General features: G+C 44.7%; 13 protein-coding genes. 9 read left to right on the top strand and 4 right to left on the bottom strand.

Features of this window, described 5'->3' with window-relative positions:
* Positions 1 to 54 precede the first annotated feature (54 nt).
* Genes R7P36_RS17545 through R7P36_RS17525 form a run of 5 tightly spaced genes read left to right on the top strand, consistent with a single transcriptional unit; the run spans position 55 to position 6565 of the window.
* Positions 55 to 1149 (top strand): ATP-binding protein, encoded by a 1095-nt coding sequence (locus R7P36_RS17545; RefSeq protein ID WP_213899871.1) that lies wholly within the window; start codon positions 55 to 57, stop codon positions 1147 to 1149.
* Positions 1136 to 3529: a DUF5682 family protein gene (locus R7P36_RS17540; RefSeq protein ID WP_213899872.1), complete on the top strand. Its 2394-nt coding sequence runs from the start codon at positions 1136 to 1138 to the stop codon at positions 3527 to 3529. The genes R7P36_RS17545 and R7P36_RS17540 overlap by 14 nt, the downstream gene beginning before the upstream one ends.
* Positions 3522 to 4622, top strand: a complete 1101-nt coding sequence (locus tag R7P36_RS17535; RefSeq protein ID WP_213899873.1) for a VWA domain-containing protein — start codon at positions 3522 to 3524, stop codon at positions 4620 to 4622. The genes R7P36_RS17540 and R7P36_RS17535 overlap by 8 nt, the downstream gene beginning before the upstream one ends.
* Positions 4622 to 6280 carry a hypothetical protein gene (locus tag R7P36_RS17530; protein ID WP_213899874.1) on the top strand — a complete coding sequence of 553 codons (1659 nt, stop codon included), beginning with the start codon at positions 4622 to 4624 and terminating at the stop codon, positions 6278 to 6280. Before R7P36_RS17535 ends, R7P36_RS17530 begins: the two co-directional genes overlap by 1 nt.
* Positions 6281 to 6565, top strand: coding sequence for a hypothetical protein (locus tag R7P36_RS17525; RefSeq protein WP_213899875.1), 285 nt, complete (start codon positions 6281 to 6283; stop codon positions 6563 to 6565).
* Between the two features lie 302 nt (positions 6566 to 6867).
* On the opposite strand, the gene R7P36_RS24820 is transcribed toward R7P36_RS17525, so the two are convergent.
* Together R7P36_RS24820 and R7P36_RS17520 are read right to left on the bottom strand one after the other, a co-directional pair.
* A complete protein-coding gene (locus R7P36_RS24820; RefSeq protein WP_213899876.1) occupies positions 6868 to 7020 on the bottom strand; it encodes an IS3 family transposase in 153 nt (50 codons plus the stop codon).
* Between the two features lie 446 nt (positions 7021 to 7466).
* A complete protein-coding gene (locus R7P36_RS17520; protein ID WP_031781164.1) occupies positions 7467 to 8267 on the bottom strand; it encodes a PhzF family phenazine biosynthesis protein in 801 nt (266 codons plus the stop codon).
* A 146-nt stretch (positions 8268 to 8413) separates the two neighbouring features.
* Between R7P36_RS17520 and R7P36_RS17515 the strand changes: the two genes are divergently transcribed.
* Positions 8414 to 8863 (top strand): YkgB family protein, encoded by a 450-nt coding sequence (locus R7P36_RS17515; RefSeq protein ID WP_213899877.1) that lies wholly within the window; start codon positions 8414 to 8416, stop codon positions 8861 to 8863.
* A gap of 198 nt (positions 8864 to 9061) precedes the next feature.
* Here R7P36_RS17515 and R7P36_RS17510 read toward each other — a convergent pair whose 3' ends face one another.
* Both R7P36_RS17510 and R7P36_RS17505 read right to left on the bottom strand, forming a co-directional pair.
* Positions 9062 to 9538: a DM13 domain-containing protein gene (locus R7P36_RS17510; RefSeq protein ID WP_213899878.1), complete on the bottom strand. Its 477-nt coding sequence runs from the start codon at positions 9536 to 9538 to the stop codon at positions 9062 to 9064.
* Between the two features lie 195 nt (positions 9539 to 9733).
* Complete coding sequence (locus R7P36_RS17505; protein WP_213899879.1) at positions 9734 to 12058, bottom strand: FdhF/YdeP family oxidoreductase; 2325 nt, start codon at positions 12056 to 12058, stop codon at positions 9734 to 9736.
* 666 nt (positions 12059 to 12724) lie between these two features.
* Between R7P36_RS17505 and R7P36_RS17500 the strand changes: the two genes are divergently transcribed.
* The 3 genes from R7P36_RS17500 (at position 12725) to uhpT (ending at position 16293) form a co-directional block, all read left to right on the top strand.
* Positions 12725 to 13609 (top strand): LysR family transcriptional regulator, encoded by an 885-nt coding sequence (locus R7P36_RS17500; protein ID WP_005388011.1) that lies wholly within the window; start codon positions 12725 to 12727, stop codon positions 13607 to 13609.
* 53 nt (positions 13610 to 13662) lie between these two features.
* Complete coding sequence (gene fdhD / locus R7P36_RS17495; protein WP_017447522.1) at positions 13663 to 14493, top strand: formate dehydrogenase accessory sulfurtransferase FdhD; 831 nt, start codon at positions 13663 to 13665, stop codon at positions 14491 to 14493.
* A 405-nt stretch (positions 14494 to 14898) separates the two neighbouring features.
* Positions 14899 to 16293 (top strand): hexose-6-phosphate:phosphate antiporter, encoded by a 1395-nt coding sequence (uhpT, locus tag R7P36_RS17490; RefSeq protein WP_318122240.1) that lies wholly within the window; start codon positions 14899 to 14901, stop codon positions 16291 to 16293.
* The last annotated feature ends 86 nt before the right edge of the window (positions 16294 to 16379 follow it).

The raw sequence follows: 16379 nt of genomic DNA, 5'->3' as shown, positions 1-16379 counted from the left end.
ATACATGCCATCAACTTTCTATTGGTGGCATGACTCTCATGAAATGGATGAACCATGTTTGCAGTACAACGATTACCCGCAGAGCAACTGTACAAAGAACAATTAACAGCACTACAAGATGCGGATACATCATCAAAGCCCGCTCATTGGCAACTCAGTCCTAAAGCGGTACGCACCTTCATTCTTGGTAGCGACACGCCAATTTCAGGGCAAATCATCACACGTAAAATTTACGGTAACGATGCGGTGGTAGAGCGCGCCATCGTCACGCTGCTTGGTCAACAAGGCTTAATGCTTGTTGGTGAGCCTGGCACCGCAAAATCGTTACTGTCTGAACTGCTGAGCGCCGCTATCTGTGGTAACAGTACCTATACCGTTCAAGGCAGTGCTGGGTTATTTGAAGAAAACATTCGCTACAGTTGGAACTACGCTACCCTGCTAAAATCAGGCCCAACCATGGATGCTATGGTACCCGGCCCACTCTTTAATGCCATGAAACAAGGGGCCATCATGCGTTTTGAAGAGTTAACGCGCTGCCCAACAGAAGTGCAAGATAACCTGATCCCTATCTTATCGGATCGCATTTTGCACATTCCAGAGATTCAATCTGAGACCAACTACCTATTATCTCAGCCTGGATTCACCATCATTGCATCTACAAATTTAAACGACCGAGGCGTTAATCAAATGTCTTCTGCTCTCAAGCGTCGTTTTAATTTTGAAGTATTGAAACCCTTAGCTCAACGCCAGCAACGCATTGAATTAGTCATGACGCAAGTGAATGATCGACTCAAACATGAAAAAGTCGATTTACGTTTAGAGAATGACGCCATTGATGTATTAGTCACGGTATTTGATGAATTGAAATCAGGCCAAGTGGCAGGAGTGAGCATCCCAACGCCTTCGACGTTACTCTCCATACCTGAAAGCATCAACTTAGCCTTTCATGCCGCCATGCAGTGCCACTACTTTGGGGATAATCACGTTACTCCTGTGCATTTGGCTCAATTTTTAATGGGCACCGTCATTAAAGACAATCAAAAAGATCATGAATCATTAAGCGATTACATCCGGGTGATCACTCGTCAGCGTGCGAATGACCCACAATGGGCCCTATTCTTAGATGGATGCAAACATGCAGGGATCTGATCTTCTTTCTCTTGCGGCTCAATTCCATCACGATAATAACCTCATTTGGGCTCCCATTCGTCATCACAGTCCAACATGCAGTTGGTACTTGTTGCAATTGATCAAGCAAGCCAAACCTGATGTGATTCTCATTGAAACACCACATGATGCACAATCCTTGCTGCCCTACATGCAAGCCGATGAATGCCAAGCGCCAGTGGCGATTTATCTACACAAACAAGCACGCTTAACGAATGAGACCCAGAGTGACCCTTATGCTCAACGCGGGTTTATCCCATTTGCAGAGATGTCACCTGAATGGAACGCTCTAAAAGTCGCAAAGAAAAAGAACATTCCTTGCCAATTTATTGATTTGCCTTACGGTTATTGGAATGAGAGTAACGAGGAAGAGGAAAACGAAGAAGGAAATAACCCGTTAATTTACGCTTCCAGTGAAAAAAAGCATTTTCAACACCGTTACCTTGACGCGTTACTTCAACGCTCTGGGTGCGAACATTTTGATCAGTGGTGGGATCGCCATTTTGAAGTCGATGTGACCTTATCACCTTCTGAGTTTTTTACACGCATGCACCTATTTGGACTGCAAATGCGGGAGGGGCGTGTCGAGACGGATCGTCACACTCAATACCGTGAACAGTACATGGCAAGCCACATTGCGCCTCATATCCAAGAGGGAAAACGCGTATTGGTGGTCTGTGGTGCGTTTCACTGCATGGGGATCTCGCACTATTTACAACAAGGCACCTCCGATTTTTTACCTCAAATAAAAGTGGAAACGTCTTATCAATACCTGATCCCTTATCCTTTATCACGATTAAGTCATCCCCAGTACGGCGCGCATTTATCGCAAAGTGGCTATTATGCGCATTGGTGGAAAAAACTAAAATCAAGCACGAAGAAAGAACGAGCAACACTAGCCACCCGCCTGCACACGGAACTGGCGACAGAGCTCATGTCATTCTTACAGCAAAAAGAGCACCCTGTTGCCATGCCGCAATTGGTCGATTTGGTGGTGGCCGCCGAGCATTTAGCTCAACTGCGCCAAGTGCCAGTCGGACGCAGTGAGTTTTGTGAGGCCGCGTGCTTAACCTTAGAAAAAGATCCGAGCTTAAGCGATCACATATCGCGTTTTTCATTATGGCTTGATGCTTTTTTTGTTGATTCACAATACGGAAAGGTGCCGAATACGCTGCCTTCTTCGCCGATCATCATTGACTTTCACCGTCAATGTGATGCTTTTGCATTACCAAAAACACTCAGTGATCTCACTATTACTAAAGAGCTGGCTATTTATCGAAGTCCCAAACACCTTGCGCTTTCTCAGTGTTTACATCGTTTGGCTTTTTTATCGATTCCTTACGCCACTCAGATCGCAGGCCCGAATTTTGTCACTCAAACGGATCTTTATCGCGTACGAGAAAAGTGGCTGATTCAATACGAACTTACTACAGAAACCACATTAATTGAACTTGGCTACCAAGGCAGCACCATTGTAGAAGCGATCAACTATAAAATACAACAACACCTCGCTGATGAATACCTAAACAGCGAAAATCTTGTGGCGTTGCTATTGCGTTCTTTGCAGATGGGGCTGGAAAAATGGCTTACCCCAATCTTACATCGCCTCTCTGCGCAGGTGGATAAAGAAAGTGATCTGCATATTCTTAATCAAACACTGACGCTGTTATTTCGCTCTCAATGGAACAGTTCGCTGTTTGTGCAAGACACGAAAAACGAGATAGAACGGTTGATTTACCGTTGTTATGTTCGTCTTTGCACTCGGCTGCCTCGTGCCATTAATGGGCATTCCAGCACCGCTGAGACAACCTTGCTTTCTGATCTTGGAAAGCTGATTAATCGAATGCCACAATTATGTCCGGCCTATTTTTTATTGGATGCGATTCATTCGCTGTCTGACATTGCCGTCCCTTTTGAGATACAAGGGGTATTTGCAGGATTGGCCTTATCGATTGCTCCCTCTTCAAACGAAGAAGATGAACAACAAAACGTGATGTTAATGATGAGAAGTGCCGCCAGCCAATGCCATCTCACTCCGGATTCTCTGGGGGATTTCTGTTATGGGTTGGGCTTAGTCGACACGCAAATATACCAATATTATGATGCGATCCAACCGGCGTTAGATCAGATCATTTCTGAGTTTGATGAACACGATTTTCTGCACACGCTTCCCGCTTTGCGTCGCGCCTTTATGCTTATGACCCCTAATCAAATCGAAGAGTTTGGGCACTTATGTCACCAAGAGAGCGATACTTTATGGCTCAATTTAACGATACCAAGTCATGATACTTTACTTCAAGCGAATCAACTTCAACACCTAGCTGAAGAGTGGCTATCATTATGGGGGATCTCTCATGACTAATGAGCAAAATCGACGGTGGCGGTTAATCTTAGGCCAACGCTATTCACACACCCTTAATCAAGAAGACGCATTAAAAGATCAGTGTCTGGATCAACTGTATTCACAGGAATATAAAGACCGATTTACCGTGTCGTCTAAAAGTGGCATCAACAGCGGTTTACCTAGCCCAATAACATGGCTCTCAAGCGTAAAAAAAGCCTTTCCTAAATCCACCGTAGAAATTTTACAACAACACGGTTTAGCGCGCTATGGCTTAACATCGCTGCTACTCGATGAAGATACCCTCAAGCAACAAACGGCCGATTTGGATTTATTGCAACTGCTGTTATCGTTTCGCGAACAAATCCCAGCCTCTCTTCATTCTGAGCTAGAACGCATTATTCAAACCGTATGCAAAGAGTTAGAAGAGGTACTCGTACAACAAATTCGCAGTGTTTTTTCTCATCACAGAATACCGATGAGCCACGCACAACCGATGCCGTTATCCTATACGCATTGGCATCACACCATTAAACGAAATTTAAAGCACTACCAAATTGACACAGAGACGTTTATTTTAGAACGCCCTTTCTTTTATCAAACCCAACAAAATAAAGTGCCGTGGGACATTCATTTGGTGGTTGACCAAAGTGGTTCGATGTTAAATTCCTTGATCCATGCCGCTGTGGTAGCCACCATTTTTTGTCGATTGCCTATGCTCAATGTCAAACTTTATTTATTTGATACACGGGTTGTCGATGTCACCGATCATGCAGGGGATCCTCTGGCCATCTTGTTGAATTCTCAATTAGGTGGTGGGACAAACATCGGTTTAGCCATGCAATACACGCATGAACGCATCACGGATCCGGCTCGTAGCATGGTGGTATTGATCAGTGATTTCTATGAAGGTGGCTCACCCGCTTCGCTGTATCACTATACTGAAAAAATGCACCGCGATGGCGTAACCCTGCTTGGATTAACGGCATTAGATACGGCGGGCATTCCACAGTACGACAATCAAATCACCAACCAACTGTTACATAAGGGGATGGAGATAGCATCAATGACGCCCGAACATTTAAGTCAATGGGTTGCTGAGGTAATCAAATAATGACATTGCTACACTGGTCGCAACAATTAAGCGATGATTTCTTAGTTAACTGGACAAATCGCGGTTTATTACGTCGCGCCACCAAACAAAGCCAAGATATGGATATCAGTGAGTGGGACATCACCCCCTCTCACCTAAATGGCGTCATTGATCAACACCAATTAACACTCAGTGAAAAGAGCATTGATGCCTTAACTTGCTCGTGTGGTGCCATCAATACCTGCTTTCATAAAGTGGCGTTTTTTATTGCATTACGTCAATGTGAAAATCAAGCTACTCCTGAAACCACCACAGAGGTCGCCTCCTCTTTGGCGCCTTTTTCCCTTAACGATTGGTTTATACAGCACTGTGATGACCTCGCCCCTATTATGGGAAAGAGCACCGTCACCAAGGCCATTCAGCACTGGCGAAAAGGGATTACCCTTGATGTAGAAATCCATGATGAACACGCCATCGTTCAATGTCATTTCGCAAGCAGCAAATCCTTTCGTCTCTATTTCCCACGAGCGTCGCAATGGGAACTTGCCACCTGCTCATGCAAACAACACCCTTGCGTACACCAAGCGGCGGCACTGATTGCACTTTCCATACAAGGCAATACCTTAGCCATGGATGATGCGATCTTCATTGAACAAATCAGCGAAAAGCAACGCGCTCAATTACAGCAATTAGAACAATGGTTAGAAGAGACGCTCTCAGTGGGCGTGCAAAACATCGTTCCTGCACAACTGGCACAAGCGCATACTTTGGTACTTGAGTTAAACCAAGTAGATTTGCCCTCTCTGTCAGCCCAACTCAATAGTGTATTGAATACGATTGAGTATTTAGTCGCTAACTATATTGATGTTGACTACGCCACCGTCATACCGCAGATCACGGCATTAAGCTTGCAACTTCATGCTTTACAACAAACGCCGCTGCCTTGTCCACTGTATCTCTTAGCGGGTGAACACAAGCGCCGTTATCATCCAGTGAGTTATCACAACCTAATGGGGATAAGTGTGGAGTTTTGGCGCACCGATAAAGGCGCTCAAGGGTATCGTTTTTATCTTTATGATCATGTTCAGCACCAATGGACTACCATCACTGATGGTCGAAAAGCACAGCGAAATCAAGGCTGGAATAGTCAATTGGCGTTTGCGCATACTCGGTGCGATCTCAAAGCTCTGCCTTCATTGGCACTGATGTCGTTTTCGGCGCAATCAAAAATAACGCATCACAATGAGTTATCCATAAAAGATACTAAAATCACATCGTCTCCTACCGATATTGAATGGGAAACCTTGTTTGATCACCCAGAACTTCAGGTTCGTGCCCAATGGCAGCGTATGCAAACCCGTCGTTTATCAAACCGTTTTGCATCCAATACGGATCATTTAGGTTGGCTATGCTGCGAACAAGCATACCAGACGCAACACATGCCATATTGTCACTATCAAGAAGCGGAGATCGTTACCACATGCGATACAAGGGTGAATGTTCGTATCCCAAAAAATATAGACTTATCTATGAGTAATGAGCATCAGCAACTGCTCTTTGGTCGCTGGAACTGCAATGCAAAACAGAGTTATTTTGAGGTATTGGCGATGTTTACCAAAACCCCACTCTCTGATGAAAAATTCGGCTTAGTGCAAATAAAAACAAAGGACAAAAACTAAATGGAACGAAATCAACTCTCTGATTTTTTACTGAAATGGCAACAGTTATCTCACGCGATTCTACAGCAAGGGGCTCATAACTTACGCCCAAAAACCAAACAGCAACTTGAAGCGTGGCGACAGCAAGCGGCATTACTTGGTTTTCATCCACTTAATGATTATTGCTATGAATTATTACATCCTACACAGGCTGAGAGAGCACCAGCAAACGCCTTCCGCCACCTTCTGCATTACATGGAAGGGATAAATCGTACGGCGATTAGTTTATACATGCCTAATAATTGAGCATGAGCACAATTATCTTATCTTTATATATCTATGTCGCAGTTTTGGGTTGGCGACTCATGCTTTCGGTTCCAATATGCCATCGTGATCGCTAATAAAACAAGATCCTCCGTATTCTTGGTGACATAGACCAACCGACAACTTGCCGAGCGTAAAAATCCATTACAACCACCAAAAACAAAAATCCTTCGTGCGTGTAGATATAAATGATATCGCTCACCCACCACTGATTTGGCGCTAACACTTAAAACTCTCTATTGAGGCCATTATTAAAGACCGGAGTAATCCACTTTTGGACGCTTCTAACCTCGTAAAACTTTGAGGTTAGCGTTCTGCTTTAATCTCAGAACTCGATTTCTCCCACAGGCTATTTTCTCATCCTTTAAATCCAAGTGAAGATTGCGGTATCCATATAAACCACCACCCTCAAGCCAAAGCTGTTTGATTTTGAGCAACAGCTTTTTTCTTCAATATACTGCTTACTTTGTGGCTCTTTCAGCCATGTGTAATAACCACTAGGGTGTAGCCCTAAGCAGCGACACATCGCTCGGATGGGGTAGTGATGACTGCGAGATTTTATGAACGCGTATCGTTCTTTGACTCGTTGGCAAACAACCTTGCGGCTTCCTTTAAAATATACCTTTCTTGATCGGCTCGCTTGAGTTGCTTCTTCAAGCGCGCAATTTCAGTGAGAAGATCGCCATCTTGTTTACACTGAGTCGGTGGCTATTCACATACCACCTAGAAGACCGATAGTTTTCATATAACTCTCCAATCGTTATACACCACCGTGCCAGGGGTGTTTTTACAAAAAAATCAGCCACTTAAATAAGCAGCATTCAAGCGTCTTCACTATTGAGCATTGGGTAACACGAAAATAAAATCATTCCCACAAGGACCGCTACGCGATTCTCATATATCCTCGCAATATCGTTACTGCATTTCCAGAAAGCTTAACGTGCTCAGTGCTTAACAACTCTGTATGGACGACCCCACTTCTCTTGGAGGCTTGGAAGCCTTTCAGTTGCTTTTTGTTGAGCTCTTTAGCCCAGTAAACACATAAAGCGCAATGTGCAGAGCCTGTAACTGGGTCCTCATTAACACCTACCCAAGGCGCGAAGTATCGAGAGACAAAATCGGCGTCAGTGCTTGATTGAGCAGTGATGACGACGCCACGGCCTTTTTGTTTAAGCAGCGCACCAAAATCAGGGTCGAGTTGTTCAAGCACAAATTCATCATTAATGACGACCAACTGCTTATTATCAAACTGACCGTAGGCGACTACATTGGCGGCATCTAGCCCCAAACCATGAAGTAAGTCTTTGTTAATACTAGCTCGCATATCTAAAGTTGGAGCAGGAAACACCAAATGAATTTCTTCATGATCGAGTTGTGCAGTTAAAACCCCAGATAGCGTAACGAACTCAATCGTATCTCCAGTATTATATAACCCCTGCTCTTTCAGAACGTGCGCCGTTGCAAGTGTGCCGTGTCCACACAAAGCAACTTCCGTCCTCGGTGTAAACCAACGAAGTTGCATTGTACTGAGTGACAGAAATGCCGTTTCAGATAACGACATCTCGGCCGCGATAGCCAACATCGTTTCCTCATCAAGGCTTGACTCTGTGATACAAACACCCGCGGGATTACCTTTGAAAACCTCTGATGTAAACGAGTCAACCTGAAAAATTTTAACTTCCACGAAATATCCTTAAGTTCTATCAAACACGTAATTCTGTATCACGTGATTTTTAATATCTGTTGTTTGAGCGAAAAAACCTATGAAATTTTCTACCAACCTTATAGGTCTTGTTGGAAGCGCTAACAAACAGGAGAATGTAGTTAATTATGCAAAACGTAAAAAGCCATCATCAACGTGACTCAATTGGATATCTTATCGGAGTTTTCGGCGTTTCTTTAGTTCTAATATGGATTGGTATTTATAAATTCACACCTACAGAGGCCAAGCTTATACAACCGCTCGTTGAAAATCATTTTCTGATGAGTTGGTTGTATGATGTGATGTCAGTTCAAGCCGTATCAAACATCATTGGCGCAACAGAAATCATTGTCGCTATTGGATTAATCGTTGGCCTTAAAAACACACGAGTCGCTTATTTTTCTGGCATAGCCGCCGCAATTATTTTTCTTGCGACACTCAGCTTTCTAATTACGACACCGAATACATGGAAAGTGTCTGATGGGGTTTTGGTGACAAACTTCTTTTTAGTAAAAGATATTCTATTTTTAGCCATTGCGATTAGCGTCATCGAACGAAACAAGCCAAACAGAGAATAACTCTAAATAGTTCGAAATCTTGTTTTTCCAGAACGTAGCCTGAAAGATGCAAACGACTTACAAGTCGAATGGTTCTGTCAATAACTCTAAACAAAGACTCTTAAATTTAGAATGTTTAAGAGTCTTTGCCTTCTAATGATGCGAAACAACATCCTAGCGTAAAGTGAAAAGAAAAGCCTTTTACTCTACTGCTAAGGTTTATTGATACTTTGCCGAAGTAATGAACTCACCGAATGTCTCGCACCATACAACAACCGTATTGTATTCAGAAATTGAAGTGCTTTGAGGAACCTCAATAACGAAGTTATCGAACGTTTTTACATCACCAATTAAGCTCATTTCAGATTTAAGGTCATTAAACTCTTGTTCCGTTTCGACAAACGTAGGAGATAGATAGAGTTTATAGTCTGGCCCGGGAGCGAGTTTTCCTACCAACGTAATGACTTCAGAGCTCAAATGAATCTCTCCCTCTCCCCAATGAAAAGCATCGCTACCTTTGAGTTCCCTCTTAAACACTGCGCTGTATTCTGCACCTTGCTTGCTCTTAGCAACTTGTTCATCGGTCGGCGCAGGTGGTGCAATAAGGATCGGTAAAGTATAGATACCTATCGCAATGCCAATAGAAACTGCCACTAAGTGACTGATTGTTAATTTAATTATATTTTTCAAGGTCATAAGCATCTTCTTATTAGTTTTACTACTTGAAATTAGATTCAAATCGGCCTTATCTGTCTACTATCGAGCAGCATAATGTCATTAACATTATACACAAGCTATGCGCACTAAATGCAGACTGAGCGCAATTAAAAACGGCTGATAATTAATATCAGCCGTTTGCTTATCGGAAATGTCGTTGTGCCGGTTTGGTCACTATTCCGCGTCCACCAAAGCGATCTTATCGGATGTCGATTTTTCCAATTTTATCGCAATAAACTTAGAGGTTGGCGTAAACGTTCTATCCCCATAACTGTCCAAAGGAACTAATGGGTTTGTTTCTGGATAGTAAGCCGCCGCCTGACCTGCTGGTACATCATAGGCAACAAGCGTAAATCCGCTCACACGGCGCTCAACGCCATCTTCCCACAATGACACCATGTCCACTTTGTCGCCCGGTTCAAAACCGAGTTTACGAATATCCGCTTCATTGATAAACAGCACTTCGCGCATACCAAATACTCCACGATAACGGTCATTCAAGCCGTAAAGTGTCGTATTGTATTGGTCGTGTGAGCGCATGGTTTGCAAGATCAAATCTGGCTTTTGGCCTTTTTCGAGTATCGCTTCGCTGATCAACTGTTTCGGCAACTCGCTAGAGCTGAACTGTGCTTTGCCGCTTGGTGTATTCCATCGACGCTCAGCAGCAAGGTTTACCAAGTGGAATCCACCCGGGTGTTTAAGCTTATGGTTAAAGTCGGTAAAGCCCGGAATCGTGTCGGCAATCAAATCGCGAATACGGTCGTAATCTTCAATCGCCCACAACCAATCAATTGGTTTTGCCCCGAGTGTAGCATTGGCAATACCGGCAATAATCGCTGGTTCTGAACGCAAATGCTCCGAACGTGGTTTTAGCTGACCAAATGAGATATGTACCATGCTGAAGGTATCTTCAACCGTCACGCCTTGTGGGCCAGTCGCTTGCTGATCAATCTCAGTACGGCCTAAGCATGGAAGAATAAGCGCATCTTTACCTGTGACAAGGTGAGAACGATTTAACTTCGTCGAAATGTGCACGGTTAAATTACAGTTTCGCATCGCGTTGTGCGTACGTTCTGTGTCTGGCGTTGCTTGTGCAAAGTTACCGCCCAAACCGATAAATACTTTCGCTTGCCCTTCTTCCATCGCTTTAATGGCTTGCACAGTGTTGTGGCCTTCACCGCGCGGGACGGCAAAGTTAAATCGACTTTCAATGCGATCCAACAACAGATCTGAAGGTTTTTCATCAATGCCCATCGTACGGTCGCCCTGAACGTTACTGTGACCTCGCACAGGTGAAAGACCCGCGCCCGGCTTACCAACGTTACCTCGTAACATTTGCACGTTTGCGACTTCTTTAATGGTAGGCACAGAGTGACGATGCTGAGTCAACCCCATCGCCCAACACATGATCACACGTTCTGCACGTCGATACATGCTCGCCACCATCTCGATTTCACTTAAATCAAGACCCGATTGTTCCGTGATGTGTTCCCAAGCGGTTGCGTCCACTTCAGCCAAATAGTCATCTATACCTATCGTGTGTTGTTTGATGAATTCACGATCAAATACCGCTTTGCCACCGTTTTGCAATGCCTCGCGTTCCCATTGCAACAAGAATTTCGCGATGCCACGAAACACTGCCATGTCTCCGCCTAAAGCAGGACGCAGGTACGCCGTGTTGGTAGGTTCTGAGCCGTTACTCAACATCTCAATCGGCATTTGTGGGTTTTGAAAACGCTCTAATCCGCGCTCTTTCAGCGGGTTTAGACAGATAACCTGTGCACCACGTTTTACCGCTTCGCGCAGAGGTTCAAGCATTCGTGGGTGATTCGTGCCTGGGTTTTGACCAATCACGAAAATCGCGTCGGCTTCTTCAAAATCATCAAAGATCACTGTGCCTTTACCAACGCCAATGGTGTCTTTCATCCCGATTGCACTGGCTTCGTGACACATGTTGGAACAATCTGGGAAGTTGTTGGTACCGAATGCGCGCACAAATAGCTGATATAAAAACGCCGCTTCGTTGCTTGCACGACCAGAGGTATAAAACTCCGCTTGGTGCGGTGAATCCAATTGATTGAGATGCTTCGCGACAAGTGTAAAAGCCTCATCCCAAGAGACAGGCAAATAGTGGTCGGATTCAGCATCGTATCGCATTGGGTGCGTGATACGGCCTTGGTATTCCAACCAGTAATCGGTTTGAGTTGAGAGAGAAGAAACGCTGTGATTGGCAAAAAACTCAGGATCAACCAGACGATTGGTCGCCTCCCAGTTTACCGCTTTCGCGCCATTCTCACAGAAATTGACTTTACCACTATCTGGCGACTCGCCCCATGCACATCCCGGACAGTCGAAACCGCCATTTTGGTTGGTTTTGAGCATAGTGCGAATGTTTTTAACTGCATTTTCACTGCCCCACCAACTTCTGGTTACGGCTTTCAGTGCACCCCAACCACCAGCTGGACCTTTGTATGTTTTTATTTGTTCTTTTTGGCTCACGACTTTACTCCTCGCAGATATACCAGCAAGCAGGGTGCCCGTGAAAACAAGCGCGTTATTTATTGAGATAATGCGGAAGTATTGAAGGGCTTAGTTTCTAATCCATGTATTTTTTAATCCAAATAAGTAACCACTCAACATGCTCTCGCTTGTCCGAGCGTTTACTTATCTAGATTCTTGATATCGGATACCCGCCTACTGTTTCTAAGACTGGTAGATTCAATTCGCATTGTTGCGTCTTGATCTAAATCAAAGATTAAGTCGTTATTCAATATGCGTCCAATTGATAATCCTGACCGAGTGATAAACAAAATCTATGACGAATTTTTCCACTGACGGTCATCACATTTTTAATCAATACAATTTATGAGGTTAATCGTTTTCCCATTCGATTCCACCTAGTTCGCTTAACGAACTCAATAAAATCGGCCCTCTTGATAATAGATAGTATCTATCACACTATAGATACTTTAAATTTGACCCTAATTAATATCAGGAATAGCCTTGATTCAGATCAATTTTGAGTGTGGTTTTATTCTTGACTTGGTTTTGGTTTTTCATTCCCCAGTTAAAACGCTCCAGCGCTTAAAAAGTACGGTAGTGCTGTGCCCTTTTTAGGGAGCTCCCCCGTACATGTGACTCACAACGCAAGGTTAACAAGCCATTATGGATATCAAACAACTTAAATATCTCATCGCACTTGAACAGACCAAACACTTTGGTCAAGCCGCCGCATTGTGCCACATTACGCAGCCTACCTTGTCCATGAGAATCCGAAGCTTAGAGGAAGAACTCGATCTCGAATTAATCCAAAGAAGTCAACGATTTGAAGGGTTTACTGAAGCCGGAGAACGCATTTTAGCTTGGGCAAAAACCGTCTTAGCCGCTCATGATGGATTGCAAGCCGAGGCTGCTAACTGCCGTGGTCAGTTGGTCGGTTCACTTCGGCTTGGAATGGTGCCACTCGCCAGCCAAAACCCGATGGAATTGCTCAAACCATTAGCTCACCAGTTCCCTGAGTTACGCTTTCAAATACTCTCCATGACGACCGAACAGATCATAGACCAACTCAATCGCAATCAACTTGATTTGGGGATGTGTTATGTCGATCAAGTCAACACCGCTTACTTCGATGTTATCGAACTAGATTCAACCAAACTTGGCGTTTTATTCGATGAGCGTCATTTTGATTTTGCCGAATCTGAAGTGTTGTGGGAGTCACTCAATAACATTCCGCTAGGGCTGCTTTCGAAGGGCATGCACTATCGCCACTCAATTGATCTTAGCTTTGTGAGTAAAGGGCTGGTTCCGCAAACCGTCATTGAAAGTAACTCCACCTTTCACTTGATCCAAGCAGTAACCAGTGGCCTTTGTTGCGCCATTATGCCGCTGAACTGTGGATTGGAAGAGTTGAACGATACGCTTCGCATTATCCCTATCGAAGAAGCCGCCGTTCACGCCCCGCTAGGTTTGTTAAAGCGAAAACAAGAACCCTTCTCCGCGCTAACCGATCAGTGCTTCGCAGAAGCAAAAAACATATTTAATCGATAACAAGAATCCACACGTCAATTTTTGGCATACATAACGGCTTATGAGGTGATTTCATGAGATGTACTACTCAATCTTATTTTGAACTGTCCGATTTCAATCAAGCACCACCTCAACCAAGTGCGTTCAATTACCGAGAATTGATTGATGGCCGCCCAGTGCAACAAATGTCGCTGGCGAGTGAATCCGCCTTAGCTATCAGCTACAACGGCATTAGCCAAGCGGTCATGATGGTGACGCCAGGCCATCTGGAAGACTTCGTGAAAGGATTTAGCCTAAGCACAGGCATCGTCCACGACTTCAAAGAGATCAAAGACATTGAAATTGGTGGCGATCACGAATCTCACTATGCGGAAGTGGAAATCAGCAACCGCGCTTTCTGGGCGTTAAAAACACAGCGCCGAAATCTTGCCGGCACAACCGGATGCGGCATTTGTGGTGTCGAGGCTCTGGAACAAGCTTTGCCTGATTTGGCGCCGCTGACACCGTCTCTTCCTCCGCGCTCCGATGTATTCGAAGGGCTGCGAGACAAAGTCGCACTGCATCAAGAAGCCGCACGTGAATCTGGCGCGTTACACGCCGCCTTATTTGCAGATTTACAAGGCAACATCAAGTTGTGCCGAGAGGACATCGGCCGCCACAACGCGCTAGATAAGTTGATTGGCGCATTGGCCAACAATCACATCGAGCCTCAAAGTGGCTTCGCAATCATGACAAGCCGTTGCAGCTTAGAGTTGATCCACAAAGCCGTTCGCGCGCGTATCCCCACTCTGGTTTGCTTATCTGCACCTACAGCGTTAACTGTCGAATGGGCAAGAAGAAACCATTTGAACCTAATTCACTTACCAAAACACGGCTCGCCGCGTCTATACAGCCCTGCCCCTTAACACGTCAACCTAGCCGAATTCCTAATATTTCTAACAGAGACCTCTGGGTCTCTGTTGTTTGCTTCTCGTTCCCAATTGATACTTAGCGACAAGACACTATTCTCTCCAACCAAACGTGCTCACCCCTTGTCAGCACTAAGCTGCGTATATTAACCTGCTTGCATTTGAACGCTTTCCAATCCGATAAGAACCCTGTCAAAAACCCATAAATTAGTAAGGATTTTGTGTGACTCTTTTCACGCTTTTCCGCCTTCCTAGGCATTTCTAGGAATTTTTCCTAGCCGATCTAGGCAGCCATCTCATGTGCCTCACAAAACCACTCTCTAGAATTCCGCTCAGTCAAAGGTAACAAGAGCGCATAACGGTCTCCGTTGTGTTTCTAAAACAATTACAAGAGAGTTCATCATGTTAAAATTCCTCGAACAGGTGCGGAAGCCGACCCTCGATCTTCCTGTCGAAGTTAGAAGAAAGATGTGGTTTAAACCGTTCATCCAATCTTACTTGGTCGTATTCATCGGCTACCTAACCATGTACTTGATTCGTAAGAACTTCAATGTCGCGCAAAACGACATGATCTCAACTTACGGTTTGAGCATGACAGACCTAGGTCTTATTGGCCTTGGCTTCTCCATCACATACGGCATCGGTAAAACCGTTGTGTCTTACTACGCTGACGGTAAGAACACCAAGCAATTCCTCCCTTTTATGCTGATCCTTTCTGGTCTTGCAATGCTTGGTTTCAGCTTCAGCATGGGCGGCGGTAGTGCAAGCCTGTTCTTGATGGTGGCTTTCTACGCTCTAAGTGGTTTCTTCCAAAGTACTGGTGGCCCTTCTAGTTACTCAACCATTACAAAATGGACACCTCGTAACAAGCGCGGCTCTTACCTAGGCTTGTGGAACATGTCACACAACGTTGGTGGTGCGGGCGCAGCGGGTGTTGCTCTTTTCGGTGCCAACTACCTATTCGACGGCCACGTAATCGGCATGTTCGTGTTCCCTTCTATCATCGCGATCATCGTTGGCTTTATCGGTATGCGCTTTGGTAGCGACTCACCAGAAGCTTACGGTCTAGGTAAAGTAGAAGAACTTTTCGATGAAGCAGTGAGTGAAGAAGACACCGCCGCTGAAGAAAACCAGATGACCAAAAAAGAAATCTTTGTTGAATACGTTCTTAAAAACAAAGTTATCTGGCTACTTTGCTTTGCCAACATCTTCCTTTACATCGTGCGTATTGGTATCGACCAATGGTCAACGGTATACGCGTACCGAGAACTTGGTCTGTCAAAAGAAACGGCAATCTCTGGCTTTACTCTATTCGAAGTCGGTGCGCTTGTGGGTACTTTGATGTGGGGTTACTTATCTGACTTAGCAAACGGTCGCCGCGCATTGGTTGCTTGTGTATCTCTTGGTTTGATCATCGTATCGCTTGAGTTCTACCAACACGCCACTAGCGAGTTCATGTACTTAGCCTCTCTATTTGTATTGGGCTTCTTGGTGTTTGGTCCGCAACTTCTTATCGGTGTTGCCGCGGTTGGTTTTGTCCCTAAAAAAGCAATCAGTGTGGCTGACGGCGTAAAAGGTACATTCGCTTACCTAATCGGTGACAGCTTCGCGAAACTTGGTCTCGGTATGATTGCAGACGGTACACCTATCTTCGGCTTAACAGGTTGGAAAGGTACCTTCGCAGCCCTAGATACCTCCGCCATGATTTGTATTGTTTTGCTTGCTTTCGTCACTATCGCGGAAGAGAAGAAGATTCGACACGCGAAGAAGCTTCAACTTGCACAAAACCAAGCCTAGCTTCTCTGCGCGCTTTACTTCGGTAAAGCGCGCAAGATCATTAAAATGAGTTGATCAATTCAGTATCATTAAAGGTTTTTCTATTG

It is taken from the genome of Vibrio sp. 397 (genome assembly GCF_033339395.1).
In the GTDB taxonomy this organism is placed as follows: domain Bacteria; phylum Pseudomonadota; class Gammaproteobacteria; order Enterobacterales; family Vibrionaceae; genus Vibrio; species Vibrio alginolyticus.
This window is presented reverse-complemented; position numbering and strand designations above follow the sequence as displayed.

What these genes read in the sequence shown, in the direction of transcription:
- R7P36_RS17535 (WP_213899873.1), top strand. Translation starts at nt 3,522, where the DNA reads ATGACTAATGAGCAAAATCGACGGTGGCGGTTAATCTTAGGCCAACGC.
- R7P36_RS17500 (WP_005388011.1), top strand. Translation starts at nt 12,725, where the DNA reads ATGGATATCAAACAACTTAAATATCTCATCGCACTTGAACAGACCAAA.
- R7P36_RS17530 (WP_213899874.1), top strand. Translation starts at nt 4,622, where the DNA reads ATGACATTGCTACACTGGTCGCAACAATTAAGCGATGATTTCTTAGTT.
- fdhD (WP_017447522.1), top strand. Translation starts at nt 13,663, where the DNA reads ATGAGATGTACTACTCAATCTTATTTTGAACTGTCCGATTTCAATCAA.
- R7P36_RS17540 (WP_213899872.1), top strand. Translation starts at nt 1,136, where the DNA reads ATGCAGGGATCTGATCTTCTTTCTCTTGCGGCTCAATTCCATCACGAT.
- R7P36_RS17545 (WP_213899871.1), top strand. Translation starts at nt 55, where the DNA reads ATGTTTGCAGTACAACGATTACCCGCAGAGCAACTGTACAAAGAACAA.
- R7P36_RS17525 (WP_213899875.1), top strand. Translation starts at nt 6,281, where the DNA reads ATGGAACGAAATCAACTCTCTGATTTTTTACTGAAATGGCAACAGTTA.
- R7P36_RS17510 (WP_213899878.1), bottom strand. Translation starts at nt 9,538, where the DNA reads ATGACCTTGAAAAATATAATTAAATTAACAATCAGTCACTTAGTGGCA.
- uhpT (WP_318122240.1), top strand. Translation starts at nt 14,899, where the DNA reads ATGTTAAAATTCCTCGAACAGGTGCGGAAGCCGACCCTCGATCTTCCT.
- R7P36_RS17515 (WP_213899877.1), top strand. Translation starts at nt 8,414, where the DNA reads ATGCAAAACGTAAAAAGCCATCATCAACGTGACTCAATTGGATATCTT.